Raw genomic sequence first — 19,049 nt, forward strand, 5'->3', positions numbered from 1 at the left:
TTCGGTCCCAAACCCGAGTAAGTTTGGGGCGTCTCGATACACGCCGGGGGCACCCATGAGCTCCCGGCACCGGTGGGTCCAGGCGCGGAAAACCCCGCGGCGGCAGCTCGCGCCTTTCTTGAAGCCTCGGCCCGAGCCGGTCCGGGCGGGCCAAGCCACGAGCGTCGTCGATGGAGGAGGAACCAGAGCAAGCGATGATGCGGAGCGCGGAGACCAGAGACGACCGACGACTCGAGCCCGCGAGGGCCCTACGTGCGGTGGAGCGCGCCGAACCGTTCGACGTGCGCCTGCGTTTCGGGTCGGCTGCCGAGGCCTCCCGGTATCTCCGCGCGCTCACGAGTCTGCTCTTTGGCGCGAGCACCAAGGTCACCGCGACGCTCACCACGGGCGCGCCCCGCGAAGACCTCGCCGCCGAAGAAATCGCGGATCGGCTCGAGCGCGCAGGCATCAACAAGCTCCGCTTCGCGCTCCAACTCGGCGAGCACGCGATCGCCGTCGAGCTCGCTCTCTTGGGCTCGGAACCGGGTTCCGTCGCTATCCGCGCGCCGTTCACGAGCGGCCCCGCCACCGCGCGCCTGTGGCTCCAGTCCGACGTCGACGTGGTCGCGCCCATCCCCGCGCTGGCGCTCCCGACCACCGCTGAGGCGCTCGCGCTCGACGCCGCCCACGCGTTCGTCGGGCTCGCGCTCCGGTGTGGCGGCTTCGAGGAGGCCGAGCTCACCGGCGACCATCCGCTCTCCTGGAACACGACGAAGTCGAACGATGCCGCCCAGCCGGTCCGCAGCACGCTCCGCGACGCCGTCTGGAGCACCGCAAGCTCGGAGGGAGCCGTCGCCCTGTGGGTAAACGGCCTCGCGCCAGCGTCGAAGCCGCGCGTACCCGAGGCCGGTTGGTGGGAGCAGTACGACGTGCTCACGCGCACCCCGCGCGAGGCGCTGAACGAGCTGCACTTCCACCTCGCGGCGCACTTCGACATCCCGTTCGCGTGGGCCATCGTCGACAAGACAGCCGCCCCCGAGGGCACCTTCGTCGTCCCGCCCGAAGCGAGCGCCATCGCGCGTCTCGTGCCCGAAGCTGACCGCGTCGTCGTCGCCGTCGACCTCGAGCAGCCCGCCTCGCTGGTCGCCGAGATGCTGCTCCACCTCTGCGCGCACCTCACGCTCGGCCACGTTCGCCCGGGCGATGCGTGCGGCCACTGGGACACGCAGGCCTCGCTTTCGCCGACGCCCCATCGGCAGTGGGACCGCGAAGCGCGCGCCTTCGTCGACGCCCATTTCGCCCGTCCTGTGCGCCGCGTCTCGTCGCTCGAAGAGTGCAACCCGCGCGAGAAGGCATGGCTCGTGCTCCTCGATCACATCGGGCGCATGGTCGGCCAGCAGCGCACGCTGCACGCCGCAACGGAGCGTTACCAGGCCGCCGCCTATCAGCGTCAGGCCGCGCAGCGGCTCGTCGCCCAGCTCGAGGAGTATGGCGGCGCGATGCTCTGCGACGGCGTCGGCCTCGGGAAGACCTACGTCGCCACCACCGTCGCCGTTCACTACGCGAACCAGTGGCGGGAGCAGCTCGCCGACACGAAGCGCTCGGCGACCGACGACCCGTTCCGAATCACGGTGCTTTCGCCGAACTCGGTGGTGAGCACCTGGGTGCGCGAGGCCATCGCGCCTCTCGCTGCGCACGGCGTTCCGCTCGCCACCATCCGCGTCATCTCGCACTCGAAGCTCTCGCGCATCGTGCCGTCGAGCGACATCCTCACGCGCGGCCGCGCGGGCATGAGCGACATGGAGCACCTGCTCCTGTCGGATCTCGTGGTGGTGGACGAGGCGCACAACTTCCGCTCTGTCGGCGCGCGCCGCACCACGGTGCTGCGTGACCTCCTGCGCTTGCAGCCGCGCAAGGATCTGCGTCGCAAGGTGCTGCTGCTCACCGCCACGCCCGTGAACAACAGCCTCGAAGACCTGCGCCAGCAGGCGGCGCTGATGTTCGGCAAGCCGCTCTTCTTCAACGACAACCTCACGCCCGACAAGTACCGCACGCGCGTGTTCAAGGACGTCGAGGAGCGCGTGGCGAAGGCCACCAAGGGCAAAGGTGCGGCCGACGTCGCGGCGCTGCTCATTCACGGCGACGCCTCGGCGAAGTTTGCCTACGCGCCCGACTTCCGCGACGACGTGCAGTTCGGCGTGCAAGTGCCGCGCGTGGGCGACTACCTCAGGGAGCAGGAGAAACGGCTCACCGCGCAGCAAGCCGCCGTGCGCGCCGCCATCCAGAGCGGCCAGCCTCCGGCAGAAGTGCCTGCGCGCATCGCGGGCGAGCTGCTCGACCGCATCGTGGTCCAACGCTCGCGCGCGCTCTGCAAGCAGATCGAGCGCGAGCAGGGCTCGAACGCGCGGCTCTTGTTCCGGCCCGACGCGGCCACTCCCGAGAAGCTCGTCTACGAGGACGTCTACGACGACACCCGCGACGTGCTCGCGCGCTTCCTCCCGCTCTTCGAGACCGAGGCCGAGGCCACCGACACGGAGACGCCGCCGCTCTCGCTCAAGATCTACATGTGGGCCGACGTTCGCGACGGCATCCGCGACGCGGGCGAGGTTTCGTCGGTCGTCGGCCTGCAGCGCGTGCTGGTGCTCAAGCGCCTCGAGTCGTCGCCCGTCGCGTTCCTCATCACCCTGCTCCGGCTGCTCGCGCTGCATGCGCATCGTCTCAAGCAGCTCGGGGAGCTGTGTCGCGAGGTCGGCGACAAGAAGCGCGAGAAGGCTCTCGCTGCCGAGCTGGCGGACCTCGTCGACGCGGTGAAGCCCTTGGAGCGTGAGCGCATCGACACGCTGCTTACCGGCGGCAAGGCGAGGGCGCGCGGCAACGATCTGCTCGAGCGGTGGAGCGGTGCCCACAGCGCGCGTGCTGCCGCCGACAGCGACGACCCGCCGCCGCCCCAGTTCGAGCTGTTCGGACGAGACGACGACAAGTCGTCTGAGCGCAAGGAGCAGCTCGATCGTCTGTGGAACCTGCGCGAGCACCTCACGCGCGATCTGGCCACGCTGCTCCGCGTAGCGCCCGGCCTCGCCGACATCGTCTTCGGTCGCTTCGCGCAGAGCGACTGGCCGCAGCGCTTCATCAATGGCGGTCAGGAGGTCGACTGGCCGAAGTCGGCGGCGTGGGCGATGCGCATCGTCACCGACGGCAAGCTGCGCCGCCTGGTGGCGCGCCTGCTGCGCGCGCGGGCCGACGGCCAGAAGGTCATCGTCTTCTCGCAGTTCACCGACACCCTGGCCTACGTCGACTCGGTGCTGCGAGCGACGCACGCGCTCTCGCGTCAGGAGTGGGCGATCGTCACGGGGCTGCTCGGTGCCGACGTCGGGCGCGCGGTTCGCCATGACGACGTGCTCGCCCTCGTAGACCGCAGCGCCGTCGTCAGCGGCGAAACCGAAGATCGCGATGCGGTCATCCACGCCTTCGCGCCGTTCTACCGTCTCGGCCCGTCGCGCCCGCGCTTGCCCGGCGCTTCGGTCTTCGAACAGCAGCAGCTCGATGCGCTGTGGACCAACGGCTGGACGCAGGCGCTCAAGCAGCCCACCGACGTCCTCTTCGCCACTGACGTTCTCGCCGAGGGCGTGAACCTCCAGGACGCCGCGCTGCTCATCAACTTCGACGTCCACTGGAACCCGGTGCGGATGATCCAGCGCGCGGGCCGCATCGACCGCCGCCTGAACCCCGCCATCGAAGAGGCAACGAGCTTCCCCGACCTCGAAACGCTCGCGCGTGACCTCGGCGTTCCGCCGCCGCGCTACTGGTGGCACGCGCACGCCGGCGCCGCGCCCGTCACCGTGAACCTGCTCCTGCCCGACGAGCTCGAGGCCGAGCTGCAGCTCCGCGAGCGCATCGCCAACAAGACGCTCGCCATCGACTTCACCCTCGGCCTCGAACAGGGCACCGGCGCCGAAGCTGACTGGATGGCCGACTACCGCTTCCGGGGCATCTCGGCCCTCAACGCCTGGCAGGGCGACCGCGCCATCGAGCAGATCGCGGGCTACCAACAACGCCTTCGCCGCCTCATGAGCGAGCGCGGCATCGACGCCGAGTGGCTCGCCGCGTGGAACGGCTGGCTCCGTGAGGTCGGCGGGCGCCAAGACGACCGCATCCTCGCGTGGGCGCAGCTTGGCCGTAAGGGCGGCGAGACCACCGTCTACACGCGGCAGCTCCAACCGCGCCTCGTTGACGGTGTTCCGCACTGGCTGTGGACGACGGCGAAGCCCGCGGACTCGCTGCTCAACTTCTGGCTCGCACTCGACAGCAAGACCTTCCCGGCGGCGACGCGCACCGGCCTTCCGTTCTCCGAGGACGCCTCGCGCCCCATCGCCGCCTGGGACCTCCTCGCGGCCTCGCGGCGCCTTGTCGACGAAGACACCGCCCTGGAAGAGCTCGGCGACATGCGCCGCCCCCTCCTGCAAGGTGCGTCGGCCATCTCGGCGGGCTTCCTTGGCGCGGAGCCCGATCGGCGCGCCATCGCCGTCAGTGGATTTCGACTCCTTCAGCTTCGTGTTCTCGACGAGGCTGCGCCCGTGAGACCGAGTGAGGAAGCATGAAGAAGGAAGAGTTCGTTAGCCGCATTCTCGATGGTGTCGCGCCCAAGCCGAAGAAGGCGTCGAAGTCGACTTCGGCCGCTTCGTTCAGCGCAGACGATGTCTTCGGCAACGACGACACCACCACGCCCTCGGTTCCGCCGCCCGCCGATACGCGCTTCGCTCAGCTCCTCCTCGAGGAGGTCTTCGCGCACGGTGAGGCGCAGCCCCGTGACGAGATCGTCCTCGGCGACCAGAGGACCAGCAAGTTCCTGCCGAACGCCGGCATCTACTGGCCGAAGACCAACGAGCGCCCGTTCCACATCGTGCTCTTCGAGCTCGACAAGAAGGGGCGCGAGCTGCTGGCCGACCCGTTCTTCCGGCAGACCGATCAGCTCGAAGACGCGCTCCACCGCATCGTTCAGGACGTCCTCGAGGGCTTCGAGAAGAAGCGCACGGCGTCCGCCCGGCAGGGCGCTCAGACCGAGACCCTCTGCGTCGTCTCCATCGTCGACGACCGCGCCTCCTCTGCAGGCCGCCAGATCGTCTGCTTCGGAACCAAGAGCACCACCACCGGCGCCCTCGAGGTGTTCACGCTTCGCGAGGAGGTGCGAGACTGGGATCGGCCCTTGGCCGAGGAGCACCTCGATCAGCTCTTCAGCCGTCACTTCGAGAAGCTCGCTAGCGGCGCCAAGTGGCAGGACGCCTTCATCACGGGCGCCGAGCGCAAGAAGATCAAGGACCTCCTCGCGGTCTGCACGCAGGGGAGCCTGCTCGGGATCGCCGAAGAGGAGTTGCGCAAGAAGCTCCGCGACGTGCTCGACGAGATCGCGGGCTCGTTCGGCATCCACCGCAAGAGCGCGAACCAGAACCGGCGCCTCGACATGATCGAGCTGCCCGTGAACCACGGCATCGGCGCCGATCCCGTCGAATCGCAGAAGCCAGGCTTCAAGAACCCGCTCCAGGGCGTTCGCATCTACGACCGCAACGAGCGGCTCCTCGGCTTCATCGTGTACGTCGCCTCGACCAAGGCGAAGGTCGAGCCGCTGCGCGCAGCGCTCGCGAACAACAACCACTTCCACAACGTCCTCGTCATCTACCCCGACAGCGCCGAGCCGGAGCTGGAGCTCTGGCAGGGCAGCACGCCGCTCCGTGGTCGCCTCACGCGAGGCCCGAAGCGGACTCAGTTCGACGGCGAGGGCGGCGTCGTCCAGCTCCTCTCGCGCTTCTTCGTCGTCAGCAAGAGCGCCATCGAGAAGCCGAAGCAGCTGGCCACCGAGCTGGCGTGGCGCGCCCAGCATCTGAAGGCGCTGGCCGTCGAGGAGCTGGAGAAGGAGATCGCGGCGGGCAACGACAGGGGCCCGCTCAAGAAGCTGTTCGACACCTTCAACGCCGCGCTCGCCACGCTCACCGTCGAGAAGTTCGCCGACGCCTACGCGCAGACGATCACCTACGGCATGTTGGCCGCGCGCTGGATCTCGAGCGACGACGAGAACAAGCCGCTCTTCACGCGCAAGAACTTGAAGGACCTGCTCCCCGAGACGAGCGCGTTCTTGAAGGACCTGTTCGACAAGCTGGTCAACAACTCCAACTTCGACAAGAACCTGACCTGGCTTCTCGACGACATCACCAGCTTGCTCGCGCGCACCTCGGTCAAAGAGGTATTCCAGGACGAGAAGCGCGACCCGTCGATCCACTTCTACGAGGACTTCCTCGACGCCTACGACCCGCAGGTACGCAAGGACCAGGGCGTCTACTACACGCCCGACGAGGTGGTCTCGTACATCGTGCGGACCGCGCACGCCTCGCTCCAGAATGACTTCGGTCTCCCGCTCGGTCTCGCCGACACGACGGCGTGGGCCGCCTTCGCCAAGGCGAAGAAGCTGTCGGTGCCCGAGGGCGTCGACCCGAAGGCGCCCTTCGTCCAGGTGCTCGACCCGGCGCTCGGAACGGGCACCTTTATCCTGCGCGTCATCGAGGTCATCCACGAGACGATGCAGGCCGAGTTCAAGAAGCAGGGGCTCGACGAGGAGGCCGCGCGCAAGGCGTGGGTCAGCTACGTCCGCAAGGACCTCTTGCCGCGCATCAACGGCTTCGAGCTGATGATGGCGCCCTACATCGTGAGCCACCTGCGCCTCGGACTCGCGCTGCAGGAGACCGGCTTCACGTTCACGAAGAACGATCGCCTACGTGTGTTCCTCACCAACTCGCTCGAGCCGCACACGGCAGCTCAGCTCTCATTCATAGGAGAACACGTCGCGGAGGAGGCGAAGGAGGCAGAGCGTGCCAAGAAATCCATCCGCGTCACTGTCGTGGTGGGCAACCCGCCTTACGCCGGTCACTCGCAGAACAACGGCGAATGGGCGCGAGGCCTTGTCGAGCCGTACCGGAGTATCGGCGGCAAGGCGCTACGCCTCGCTCAAGGAAAGTGGCTCCAGAACGACTACGTGAAGTTCATCGCGTACGCAGAACGCAGACTTGCTGCGACTGGGTTCGGAGTGCTTGGGTTCATAACCGACCACAGCTACTTGGATGGCGACACGTTCCCGGGCCTGAGGCATCACCTCCTGACCACCTTTTCGAACGTGGACGTGCTGAACCTCCACGGGAATCTCGCCCGCCGCGAAGCTCCCCCCGATGGCGGGGCTGACGACAACGTTTTCAACATCATGCAAGGCGTTGCGATCTTGTGCGCGCGGCGCACTCCGGACGCTGCTGCCGATGGGTTGGCCACCTTCCGAACCGCTGACTTGTGGGGTGCGCGTGGACCGAAGCTGCAGCGGCTTCGCGCAGCCTTCGAGGGCGTTGCGCCCATCGTCTGGCTCACCGACGTCCAGCACGATGACCGTTTCCTCTTTCTCGCGACTCGTACGGGCACGGATGCGAGTGTCGAGTTCGCGCAGTTTGATGCCATCGACGCGGTGTTCTCCCCCAATGGCAGACCTGCGCCTGGCTTCCTGACCACGCACGACGACTTCGCGATCGCATTCACCCGAGAAGAAATCTCTGACCATGTAACCACGCTGCTCGCCACGAAATCCGAGGCGGACGCGCGCGACCAGTTCAAGCTCTGCACGCAGTCGCAGTGGCAGTACGCCAACGCCAAGAAGGTCCTGGCTACCGGCGGATGGCGAAAGCAGTTGGTGTCGTGCCTGTACCGTCCCTTCGATGAGCGATGGACGGTCTATGACCCGAGCGTCCTTGTTCATCGCCGAGAGCGCGTGAACGCCCATCTCCTGGATCCGGGAAACGTCGCCCTCCTCACGACGCGAATGACCAAGGGAGACGACTTCAACCACGTCTTCTTGTCCGACCAGATCACAGAGGTCATCAGCCTTTCGTCGAAGACCTCGGCCAACGCGTTCGTGTTCCCGCTGTTCCTCCGCGATCCCGACGGACTCGTGAAGCGCAACCAGCCCAACATCGACCGCCACGTGGTGGCTGCGTACACCGACATCGCGGGGAAGGCGGCCACGCCCATGGCGATGTTCGAGTACTGGTACGCCGTACTCTCCAGTCCATCCTACAGACGGCGGTACAACGATCTCCTCATCCGAGAGTTCCCTCGCGTGCCTCGCCCCTCGTCGGCTGAGGTGTTCAAGGCGCTTGGCGAGCACGGGAAGCGCCTCGTCGAACTGCACCTGCTGAAGACGTCGCCGAAATCGCTCGGGCCCGATGAGGGACTCCAGGGAAAAGGGGACGGAGTCGTCGCGCCTGGGATGCCGAAGTTCGACGCTAAGGAAGGAAAACTCTGGATCAACACGAAGCAGTGGTTCGGAGGAGTCTCCGCTGCTGTCTGGGGATTCAAGATCGGCAGCTACGAGGTCTGCAAGAAGTGGCTCTCCGCCCGGCGTGGACGCGCTCTCTCAACTGACGAGTCCCGGAGGTTCGCGCTGGTGCTCAACGCTCTCCGAGAAACGATCGAGGAGCAGAGCAAGATCGATCGCACCATCGAGACGTGCGGCGGGTGGCCGGATGCCTTCCGCCTGGTCGGAGGTGCGGCGGCAGCCGCGAGCGTGCCCCCCGAGGAAGACGATGAGTAATGCCCGCTTCTGGTTCGTCCCCCTGAAGGACATCGCGCCCGCCGAGCAGCAAGCCCAGCTCGCCGCGAAGGAGGACGTGCGCGCGAGCGACCTGCCCGCGTCGTTCAACGTCCCGTCAAAGCTCCATCAAGAGGGCATTCGCGCGGGCCACGTGCTCGCTCTGCACGACGGCGACACCGTAACGGCGCTCGCGCGCGTGCTGGCGCTAGACAGTGCGAGCTCGCTGCACTGGCGACGCCTACCGATGCTGGAGGCGCCGGAGCTGTCGGCGACGCCGGAGCTGCGCGAGGTCACAAGCACGGAGGCCCAGCAGTTCAAGGTCGGCATCGACGCCGTCCTTCGCGACGTGCCCGCGAGCAGCGTCGCGACGGCGACGCCAACCACCACGGCCGCCTCTGGCGCGCGCTACTGGAAGGTCGCTCCCGGTCGAAACGGCATCGCGTGGCCCGAGTGGCGACAGCGAGGCATCGCGGCCATCGGCTGGCCCGACCTCGGCGACATCTCCACGCTCGCCGAGGCTGACTTCCAAGCGCTCTCCAAGGCCAAGTACAACAAGAGCAAGCGCAGCGAGGGGCCGTACCAGGTGTGGCTGTTCCGCGCGATTCAGCCCGGGGACCGCGTCATCGCCAACAACGGGAGGACGTCGATCCTCGGCGTCGGCACCGTCACCGAGGGCTACCGGTATCGGCCCGGCGAGCACACCGTCGAGGGCGAGGACTTCCCGCACCAGATCAAGGTGAAGTGGGACGACACCACCGCGCGCGACATCGAGGACCAGGCAGACTGGACGCGCACGCTGCGCGAGCTGCCGCAGGAGAAGTTCGAGACGCTCGTCGGCGGTAGCGGAGCCGTCCCGTTCTCGGTCACCGACCCGAGCAACATCATCCTCTACGGCCCGCCCGGCACCGGGAAGACGTACAACGTGCGAAGGCGCGCCCTCGAGCTGCTGGGCGACGCGACCGCCACCGACGCACCGAACGATCATGTGCAAGCCGAGTGGGAGCGGCTGCGCCAGGCGGGGCAGATCGTCTTCTGCACGTTCCACCAGGCCTTCGCCTACGAGGAGTTCGTCGAAGGCCTGCGCGCCATCACCGACGAAGAAGGCGACGTCCACTACCGAGTCGAGCCCGGCATCTTCAAGCGCATCGCCGCCACGGCGGCGCAGCAACGGAAGGCCGCCTTCGTCCTCGTTATCGATGAGATCAACCGCGCCAATATCGCGCGCGTCTTCGGCGAGCTGATCACGCTGCTCGAACCCGACAAGCGGCTCGGCAACCCGAACGAACTGCGCGTGCAGCTCCCGTCGTCGAAGGAGTGGTTCGGCGTGCCGCCGAACCTGCACGTCGTCGGCACCATGAACACCGCCGACCGCTCCATCGCGCTGATGGACGTCGCGCTGCGCCGCCGGTTCACCTTCGAGGAGATGATGCCCGACGCCGACGCGCTGAGCGATGCGCTCGCCGAGGCGAACGTCGACGAGGCGTTGCGCACGCTTGTCGTCGCGGTGTTCACGAAGCTCAACGAGCGCCTGCGCTACCTCTACGACCGCGAGCACCAGATCGGGCACGCCTACTTCTTCGGCGTGCGCTCGTTCGATGGTCTGCGTGCCGTCTTCGCCGACTGCATCCTCCCGCTGCTTCAGGAGTACTTCTACGGCCAGTGGGACAAGGTCGCACTCGCACTCGGCTACCCGATCAAGGCCGACGGCACGCCGAAGGAGGTGCGCGGCACCGAGCACGGCAGCGGCACCTTCCTCACGACGCAGAAGCTCGACGAGAAGACCGTGCTGGGCTTCGACCACGACGAGTACGTCGACCAGGTCGCGTGGGACGTGCATCCGGCCTTCCGCCCGCGCGGCAAGGCTGGCGATACGTGGCTGAAGCAGGCCTTCGAAGAGCTGGTTAGAGCCAAGGGGACCTGATGCTGCGCGTGACTGTCCTCGAGCGTGGCCGCATCGTGCGGTCTGACTCCGACGCCGACAGCGTCGAGCTTGGGACACCTTCGCGCCGCGTGCTGCCCCAGCGCCTGTACGACCGGCTCTATCGCAGCGAGGGCGCTCGCGAAGACCGAGGCGAGGCGGCGGTGTTTCGCTGGCGGCGTAACCACTGCTTCGTCGGCCCCTGGGTTGGTGTGATGCAGATCCCCGGTTTGCAGCTCGAGATCTTGCCGAAGACCGACGAGGGCGCGGCGCAGGACAGCGACCAGGATGTCCGCGACATCCGAAGCAACCTGATGGAGATGCTGCTGCGCGGGGGGCTCGGAGCGGTGCGCGCGCGCGGCATCGCCGACCTCGCCCTCAAGCGCGGCAACCTTCACGATCAGCTCGTCGCCGCCTTCCTCGAGCGCACGCTGTTCGAGCTGCGGCGTGGGCTCGATCGCGGCTACGCCACCGAGGAAGACAACCTCGCGACGCTGCGAGGCAAGCTCGTGCTCTCGCGGCACGTGGCGCTGAACGCCGCGCAGAAGGCCCGCTTCTACTGCCGGCACGACGTGCTCACCGAGGCCACGCAGATCTCCGTGCGGCTCAAGCAGGCGTGCCGCGTGCTCGCCGGCCGCGTGCTGCCCGTGACCGTACTGGTGAAGTGCCATCAGGTGCTCGCGCTGCTCGACGACGTGCCCGACCTGCCGTTCCGCCACCGCGAGCCCGACCCGGTGTTCACGCGCCAGAACGAGCGCTTCGCCGACATCTACGGCTTCGCCTGCATGCTGCTCGAAGGCCAGGCGCCCGACGCGCGCAGCGGCGAGGTCGAGACCTTCTCCCTGCTGTTCGACATGGAGCAGGTGTTCGAGCGCTACATCGCCGCATTCCTCGCCTCCGAGGTCATGTACCGCTTTGCCGACGCGAGCCTGTTTCCGCAGGCGAAGGGGCAGCGTCACAACCTCTACCTCGACGGGCAGGAGAAGGTGCTGCGCATGGCGCCCGACCTCGTATTCGTTCACGAGACGGCGGGTATCGAAGAAGCCAAGACGAAGACGCTGATCATCGACACGAAGTGGAAGCGCCTCTCCGAAGAGGATGGCGGTCGCCCGAGCCGATCGGACCTCTACCAGCTCTACGCCTACCTGCACCGCTACGACTGCCAGCGCGCGCACCTGCTCTATCCGAAGGCGGCGGGCATCCAGACGCGCGACCTCAATGCACGAGGGCGCAACGACTCGGACGCGGGCACGGTGGGCGTGCGCTTCGTCGACCTGAACCGGAAGCTCTGGACGCGCGAAGGCAAGACGGCGTTGGCCGACGAGCTCGCGGTCATCGTCCGTGAAGGTCTCGACCTCGCAGCGGCGGCGCCCGTGGAGGCCACGGCATGACCCGCGCTTCCTTCGACGTCCTCGTCACGCGCCTCGCCGAGTCGCCCACGACGTTCAGCGAGCGTGAGCTGCTCGAGCCCTCGCACTGGAGCCTCGGCGAAGACGCGCGGCTGCGCGAGGACCTGCGCTTCCGCGAGACGCCCTGGGGCCGCTGGATGCTCGCCGAGGACCTCGTCGTCAACGACGCGGTCTACCGCTGGCTCCACGCCGAGCGGCGCAGCTCGGTCGCGCTCGACGCCGCGCTGAAGCGCGCGGGCGAGGTGTTCGGGCGCCGCAGCGTGTTCTGCGCCGACGACCCGCGCTTCGTGCTGCGCCACGACGCGGTCCACCTCGCGGCGAGTGAGCTGTCGCGCCAGCCGGTGGTTGAGGGCAAGATCGGCGATCTTGAGAAGTACCGAACGCACCTGCCGCTCCACAGCCTGAAGGCAGCCGCCGCCTCGGAGCCCGCCGGCGAGTGGGGGAAGCGTGCGCAGGACCAGGTCATCGAGACGCTCGGCTGGGTGCGCGTCTCGCTGCCCGGGCGTCGGCTCAACGATCGGATGTTCATCGCGGCCATCGAGGGTCACAGCATGGACGACGGCAGGAGCGGCCTCGTCGACGGCGGCTACGCGGTCTTCGAGCTCTGGCCGTCGGGCACCAAGCAGAACCTGAGCGTGCTGGTGCGCGGCGCCTTCTCCGACCCGGAGACCGGCAACTACGCGGTCAAGAAGTACGTGGCCGACCAGCGCGACGAAGAGGGTCGCCACAACAAGGTCTCGCTCGTCTCGCTGAACCCGAACAAGGAGCGCTACCCGAGCATCGAGCTGCAGCCCGAGGACGACGATGACATCACCGTCGTGGCCAAGGTGGTGCAGGCGCTCTCGACCGACGACTACGAGCGGCGCCCCAAGGCGAAACGCCGCGTGGGTCGGCGCAACCTCACCGGTGACGAGCAGGCCACGAGGCTCGGCCGTCGCGTGGCGTCGTTCTTCGATGGCACCGCGCCCGAGGCCGACGACGAGGGCGCGACCACGGCGACGAGCACCGGCTGGCAGACGCGGCTCGTGTGCCTCGACATCGCCGCTGGCGGTCTGCAGCTCGAGGTCGGCCCGCTCGATGGTCTCCCGACGTTCGTGAAGAAGCTGCGCGTCGTGGGCACGGAGTGGGATGGCTTCGTGCTGTCGGCGAACGCCAAGACGCGCCCGACGCGCGCGGCGGTACGTCCTGGAACGGGCCCGTGGCGCTGGGAGGCTGTGGGCTTTGAGGAGGAGCACGACCTCGGCCTCGACAAGCTCGCCCTCGACGCGCTCGACGTAATGGCGCCCACCGTGTTCCGCGTCGATGCCGACGGCGTCGGCCAGCGCATCAAGAGCACGACCCTCGCGCTCGAGCAGGCCTACCGGTTGCTGCTCCCGCCGAACGTCGGAGATGACCTCGGCACCGAGCTGGATGGCGGCTGGCGTATCTGGTCGCTCGACCTCGCGGCGCAGCTCGCGCCCGCGACGCGGCAGATGCTGTTCACGCTCGGGCTTGATGTCGGTGAGGCGTGGCCGCGACTGGAGTGGGCGCTGGCTCCGGCTTCCGCGTGGCACACCAACCCGCGCGGCGAGAGCTACCCCGTCTTCGAAGTGGGCACGGAACTGCTCGTGAACGTGGGCAGCGTCGCGGTGGAGGATGGCGACGAGGCTGTGCTGTTCCTCCACGGCCCCTCGGGGACCGAGCGCCTGCCGCTGCCGTCGAGCGGCCTCGTCTCGCTGGGCGCGCCCGCAGCAGGGCGCTGGGCCTGCGCGCTCGTGCACTCGCGCACCAGCGTGCAGCCCGCGTCGCTGCTCTTCGAGGTCGCGGAGGACGCGCTTGAGGATATCGCTGCGTCGTACTCGGCGGTCGCCCACAGCGGACTGGCTTCGCTCGAAGCGGCGGCACCGCCCGGCTGGCCCGTCACGCTGCGCTGGCGCGTCTTCGCCGCCCACGAGGAGCTGCTGGCGACCGTCTACGGCAACGAAGACGGGACGGTGCCGGTCGACGGCGATGTCGCGGAGACGATCAAGACCCGCGCCGCGCGGAGTCGCATCGCCGACCTCCTGATCGACTTCGGCGAGTTGGGGCGACGCATCCTCGCCCACGACGGCCGCGCGTCGTTGAAGCAGGTGCGTGAGCAACTCACGGCCCTCTGGCAGCAGTGCTCCGGCCTCGTGCAGAGCCGCAAGGGCGCGTGGCTCCAGCTCAGGAAGCCGTGGTTCGAGCCCGTCACGGAGCTCTTCGGTTACGGCCTCGAGGAGGCGACGCTGCTCGCCGACGTCGAGGCTCCTCATGACCTCACCGCGTGGGGTCTCACGGTCGACGAGCGCATGATGGGCAGCATCACGCGCTCGCCCTCGCGTGTCCTCGTGCTCACCACGGACCTTGACGCCGTGCTGCGCGACCACCGCACGTGGATCGACAGCGCGTGCTCGGCAGCGAAGGTGCGTGACGCCATCATCACCGATGGCGCCCGCTGGACGACGCACCGCAAGGGCAGCCAGCAGCTCAAGCAGCAGGTGTGGAGCCTCGATCACGCCATCGGGCTCGGCAGCATCGACGAGATGCTCGGCGACCTCGCGGAGAATCTGTGATGGCGCCGTCGAACTACGCTGCAATCAGCGACGAGAACCGAACGCGCTACGGCACCGACATCGGCATCGTCGGCCCGATGCTGCTCGCGGACCGCTACGACGACCGCACGCACTTCATCTTCGAGTTGCTCCAGAACGCCGAGGACGCGCTTGGCCGACGCAGCGACGCGAGGGGACCTCGGAGCGTCACCTTCACGCTGTCGCCCTGGCGCCTGAAGCTCTCGCACTTCGGAAGACCGTTCGACGAGGCTGACGTGCGTGGCGTCTGCGGCATCGCGCAGAGCACCAAGGACCAGCACTCCATAGGCCGCTTCGGCATCGGCTTCAAGTCGGTCTACACGTTCACGGATTGCCCGGAAATTCACTCGGGCGAGGAGGACTTCGCAGTCGAAAACTACGTCCAGCCGAAGGCGGTGGCGCCGTCGGCGCGCGTCGCAGGCGAGACCCAGATCATCCTGCCCCTCAAGTTGGGCGACAGCAGCGCGGAGCAGGAGATCGCGAACGGCTTCCAGCGCCTCGGCCCTGGCGCGCTGCTGTTCCTTCGACACATCGACGAGATCAACTGGAACATCGAGGGCGGCGCTTCCGGCGTCTACATGCGGAGCGCCCCGGAAGCTCTCGCTGAGAACGTCCACCGCATCAAGGTGATCGGCCAGGAGACCGGCAAGCCCGAGGTCGACCAGAACTGGCTGGTGTTCCACCGCGACGTGTCCTCGAACGCCGCCGAGAAGGTCGGTCGCGTTGAGATCGCCTTCTCGCTCATGCCCAGCAACGACGAACCCGGGCGATGGGCGGTTCAGCAGCTCGTGGCGTCGCATCTGGTGGTCTTCTTCCCCACGGTCGTCTCCACGAACCTTGGCTTCCTCGTGCAGGGGCCGTACCGCACGACGCCCAGCCGCGACAACGTGCAGCGCAACGACCCTTGGAACCAACAGCTCGTGCAAGAGACGGCCGACTTGCTGGTAGAGGCCGTTCGCTGGCTTCGCGACAACGGGATGCTCGACGCTTCGGCGCTGCGTTGCCTCCCGACGGACCGAGCCAAATTCCCCGAGGGCGCGATGTTCACGCCGCTCTTCGAGGCGGTGCGCGAGGCCTTCTTGGAAGAAGCGCTGCTCCCGCGCAACGACGGCGGCCACGTCACTGCAGCACAAGCAAGGCTGGCGCGCACCCAGGAGCTGCGAGAGCTGTTCAGCGCCGGGCAGCTCGAGGAGTTGTTCGACGCCGAAGACTGCGCGTGGCTCACGGGAGACATCACGCAGGACCGCGCGCCTGAGCTTCGAAGGTACCTGCTGCAGGAACTCCAGGTTCCAGAGCTCACGCCCGACAAGATCGTCGTGAAGCTGGACAAGGCATTCCTCGAAGCGCAGTCGGACGAGTGGCTGACGCGCCTCTATGCCTTCTTGAGCGCGCAGAAGGCGATCGCGGGCCTCTTCAGCGGGCTTCCTTTGGTTCGCCTCGACGACGGCACGCACGTCGTCGCGCGCGAGAACGGGAAGTCGAATGCGTTCCTTCCCAGCGACATAGAGACCAGCTTCCCGACCGTCCGTCACGCCGTGTGTGGGTCTCCCGAGGCGCGCAGTTTCCTCGTCTCACTCGGGCTCACGGCACCGGATCCGGTCGATGACGTCGTGTGGAACGTGCTGCCGAAATACCCAGCGCCCGCAGTCGAGGGCGACGACAACGCTTATGCCGCCGACATCGAGCGCATCCGCGTCGCCTTCAACACCGACTCGAAGGCGCAGCGAGACAAGCTGGTCTCGGCGCTGCGAGAGACGTCGTTCGTGATGGTGGTCGATGCCGGTGACGGGGAGGGCTACGTCGCTAGTCCCGGTAAGGTGTACATCGCGACAGACCGACTGAAGGCGCTTTTCGCTGGCGTTTCTGACGTCCTCGTCGTCGACGACAACTACGAGTGCCTTCGCGGAGAGGCCGTCCGTGAGCTGCTCGAGGCTTGCGGAGCGCTGAGGTACCTGCGCCCGGTGCCGACCCCGAACGCGCTTTCGCCGGAGGCGCGCCGGGAACTCCGACGCCAAACCGGCCATGAACAACTTGGGCAGTACGAGGATGTGACGGATTGGGAACTGCTGGGTATTGAAGCGCTTCTCGCTCTGCTGCCGACGCTTTCCCAAGAGCAGCGCGCTGAACGCGCGCGCTTGCTCTGGGAATCCTTGGGCGACCTCGAGGAGCGACGCGGGCGTGGCGTGTTCGAGGGCTCCTACACGTGGACGCACTACGGCCAGCGCAAGGCACCGCCGTTCCCGGCCGCCTTCCTCCGTCGTCTCGCCAAGGCAGCATGGGTGCCCGATGCCAGCGGCGATCTGGTGCGTCCCGCGCTCGTGACTTTCGAGAGCCTCAGCTGGAAGGCCAACCCGTTCCTCCTCAGCAAGATCGCGTTCAAGCCGCCGATCATCGACCAACTCGCGAAGGAAGCGGGAATCGAGCCCGCAGCGCTCGACCTGCTGCGAAAGCTCGGCATCACCAGCGTCGCCGATCTGGCCCGCATCGGCATCGCCAACAAGCCTCCGCCCTCACCGCCTGATGAAGCGGCGACCGATAACGATGAAACGGCGGACGAAGGCGCGGAGGCGCAGGCCGCGGAGGTCGACGAGGCCAGCGATGATGCTGACGACGCCCTCAGCGTCGCCAATGCGGCTGCCTCGGAGGATAACGACGCCTCCGACCTGACCGTGGCCGACGCTGATGAGCCAGCGGGGAGCGACACCAACGACGAAAGCCCCGAAGCAGAACCGACCGGGCCGCACGCCAACGGCGCTCGCGGACCTCGGTCAACTAGCGGCCAGCACCGCCCCCACGGAGCAGCACGTCCGGGTCAACGCAACATCACCGGCCAAGCAGGGCTCGACGAGCAGGCAAAGCGCCTGCGGCGCCGCGTGGCGTCGTTCTTCGAGGGCGCGACCTCCGACGCAGACGACGAAGATACGACCGCAAGTTCGAGCGTCGCGTGGCAGACGAAGCTCGTCTGCCTCGACGTCGCTGCGGGCGGCCTCCAGCTCGAGATCGGTCCGCTCGATGGTCTCCCGCCCTTCGTGAAGAAGCTCCGCGTCCTCGGCACCGAGTGGGATGCCTTCGTGTTGGCGACGAACGCGAAGTTGCGCCCAACGCGGGTGTCTGTGCGGCCCGGAACCGGTCCGTGGCAGTGGGAGGCCGTGGGCTTCGAAGACGAGCAAGACCTCGGCCTCGACCAGCTCGCGCTCGGCGCGCTCGACGTCACGACGCCGCGCGTGTTCCGCGTCGACACAGAGGGCGTGGGCCAGCTCGTCACGAGCACCACCCTCTCCCTCGGGCAGTCCTATCGGCTGCTGCTTCCGCCGAACGTCGGTGGGGAGGTCGGCACGGCGCTGGCTGACGGGTGGAGGATCTGGACGCTCGACCTGCCGGCGCAGCTCTCGCCGTCGACGGGCGACGCACTGAAGGCCATCGGCGTTGACGTGGGCGAAGCATCGCCGCGCCTCGAGTGGGCCCTGGCCCCTGCTTCAGCGTGGCGCACCAACGCGCGTGGCGACAGCTATCCGGTGTTCGACGAGGGGATGGAGCTCCTCGTGAACCTGAACGCCGTCGCCCTCGAGGACGGCGACGAGGCCATGCTGTCCCTCCACGGCCCCGCAGGCACGGAACGCCTGGCTCTCTCGACGAGCGGGCTCGTCTCCCTGGGCAAACCCGCGGCGGGACGGTGGGCCTGCGCGCTGCTGCATTCGCGGACCAACGTGCAGACCGCGACGCTGGTCTTCGAGGTCGCGCGGAGCGTCACCGAGTACGTCAGCGCGGCGTGGACGACGGGCGTGCCGCACGGATTGGCGTCGCTCGAAGCGACCGCCCCGCCTGGGTGGCCCGTCTCCGTGCGCTGGGGTGGGCTCGCCGCACACGAGGAGACGATCGCGACGGTCTACGGCAACGACGACCGGACCGTGTCCTTCGAGGATGTCCATCCACTCCTCGAGGCCCGTGCCGCACGAGCATCCGTCGCTGACCTCGTCGTCGACTTCCGCGAGCTGGGTCGCCGTCTGGTCCCTCTCGAGGGCCGCGCCTCGCTGGAGGAAATCCGCGCGCAGCTCATCGCTCTCTGGCAACAGCGCTCCGAGCTCGTGCAGAGCCGCAAGGGCATGTGGTTGCAGCTCATGCCCACGTGGTTCGAGCCGACGACGACACGCCTTGGCTATGGCGTCGAATCGCTCGCCATACCCGACGGCGCAGATGCGCCGCACGACCTCGCCGCGTACCTGCTCACCATCGACGAGCGGACGAACGGAAGCATCACGCGGTCGCCGTCGCGTCTCCTCGTGCTCACGACCGACGTCGACAGCGTGCTCCGCGACCTGCGCGAGTGGATCGACAGCGCCTGCGCGGCAGCGAGGGTGCGCGACGCGATCGTCACCGACGGCACCCGGTGGGCGACGCACCGCAAAGGCGACCGCCAACTCCGGCGGCGCGAGTGGTCGTTCGACCGCGCAATCAATCTCGGCAGCGTGGACGACATGCTGAACGACCTCACGGAGGGTTTGTGATGACGCTCTCGCATGTCACTCGCGAAGAGG

6 protein-coding genes are annotated in these 19,049 nt (G+C 67.8%); all 6 read left to right on the forward strand.

Annotation, left to right across the window (positions count from 1 at the left end; all coding sequences use genetic code 11):
* Positions 1-257 precede the first annotated feature (257 nt).
* From HS104_24295 to HS104_24320, 6 genes are read left to right on the forward strand one after another with little or no spacing between them, the layout of a single operon-like run.
* A complete protein-coding gene (locus HS104_24295; GenBank protein ID MBE7483080.1) occupies positions 258-4,577 on the forward strand; it encodes a DEAD/DEAH box helicase in 4,320 nt (1,439 codons plus the stop codon).
* A complete protein-coding gene (locus HS104_24300; GenBank protein MBE7483081.1) occupies positions 4,574-8,596 on the forward strand; it encodes a hypothetical protein in 4,023 nt (1,340 codons plus the stop codon). Before HS104_24295 ends, HS104_24300 begins: the two co-directional genes overlap by 4 nt.
* Positions 8,529-10,517, forward strand: a complete 1,989-nt coding sequence (locus tag HS104_24305; GenBank protein ID MBE7483082.1) for an AAA family ATPase — start codon at positions 8,529-8,531, stop codon at positions 10,515-10,517. Before HS104_24300 ends, HS104_24305 begins: the two co-directional genes overlap by 68 nt.
* Positions 10,517-11,905, forward strand: a complete 1,389-nt coding sequence (locus HS104_24310; GenBank protein ID MBE7483083.1) for a hypothetical protein — start codon at positions 10,517-10,519, stop codon at positions 11,903-11,905. Before HS104_24305 ends, HS104_24310 begins: the two co-directional genes overlap by 1 nt.
* Positions 11,902-14,496 carry a hypothetical protein gene (locus tag HS104_24315; GenBank protein MBE7483084.1) on the forward strand — a complete coding sequence of 865 codons (2,595 nt, stop codon included), beginning with the start codon at positions 11,902-11,904 and terminating at the stop codon, positions 14,494-14,496. The genes HS104_24310 and HS104_24315 overlap by 4 nt, the downstream gene beginning before the upstream one ends.
* Positions 14,496-19,019 (forward strand): hypothetical protein, encoded by a 4,524-nt coding sequence (locus HS104_24320; protein MBE7483085.1) that lies wholly within the window; start codon positions 14,496-14,498, stop codon positions 19,017-19,019. Before HS104_24315 ends, HS104_24320 begins: the two co-directional genes overlap by 1 nt.
* Positions 19,020-19,049 lie beyond the last annotated feature (30 nt).

The organism is Polyangiaceae bacterium (genome assembly GCA_015075635.1).
In the GTDB taxonomy this organism is placed as follows: domain Bacteria; phylum Myxococcota_A; class Polyangia; order Polyangiales; family Polyangiaceae; genus JADJKB01.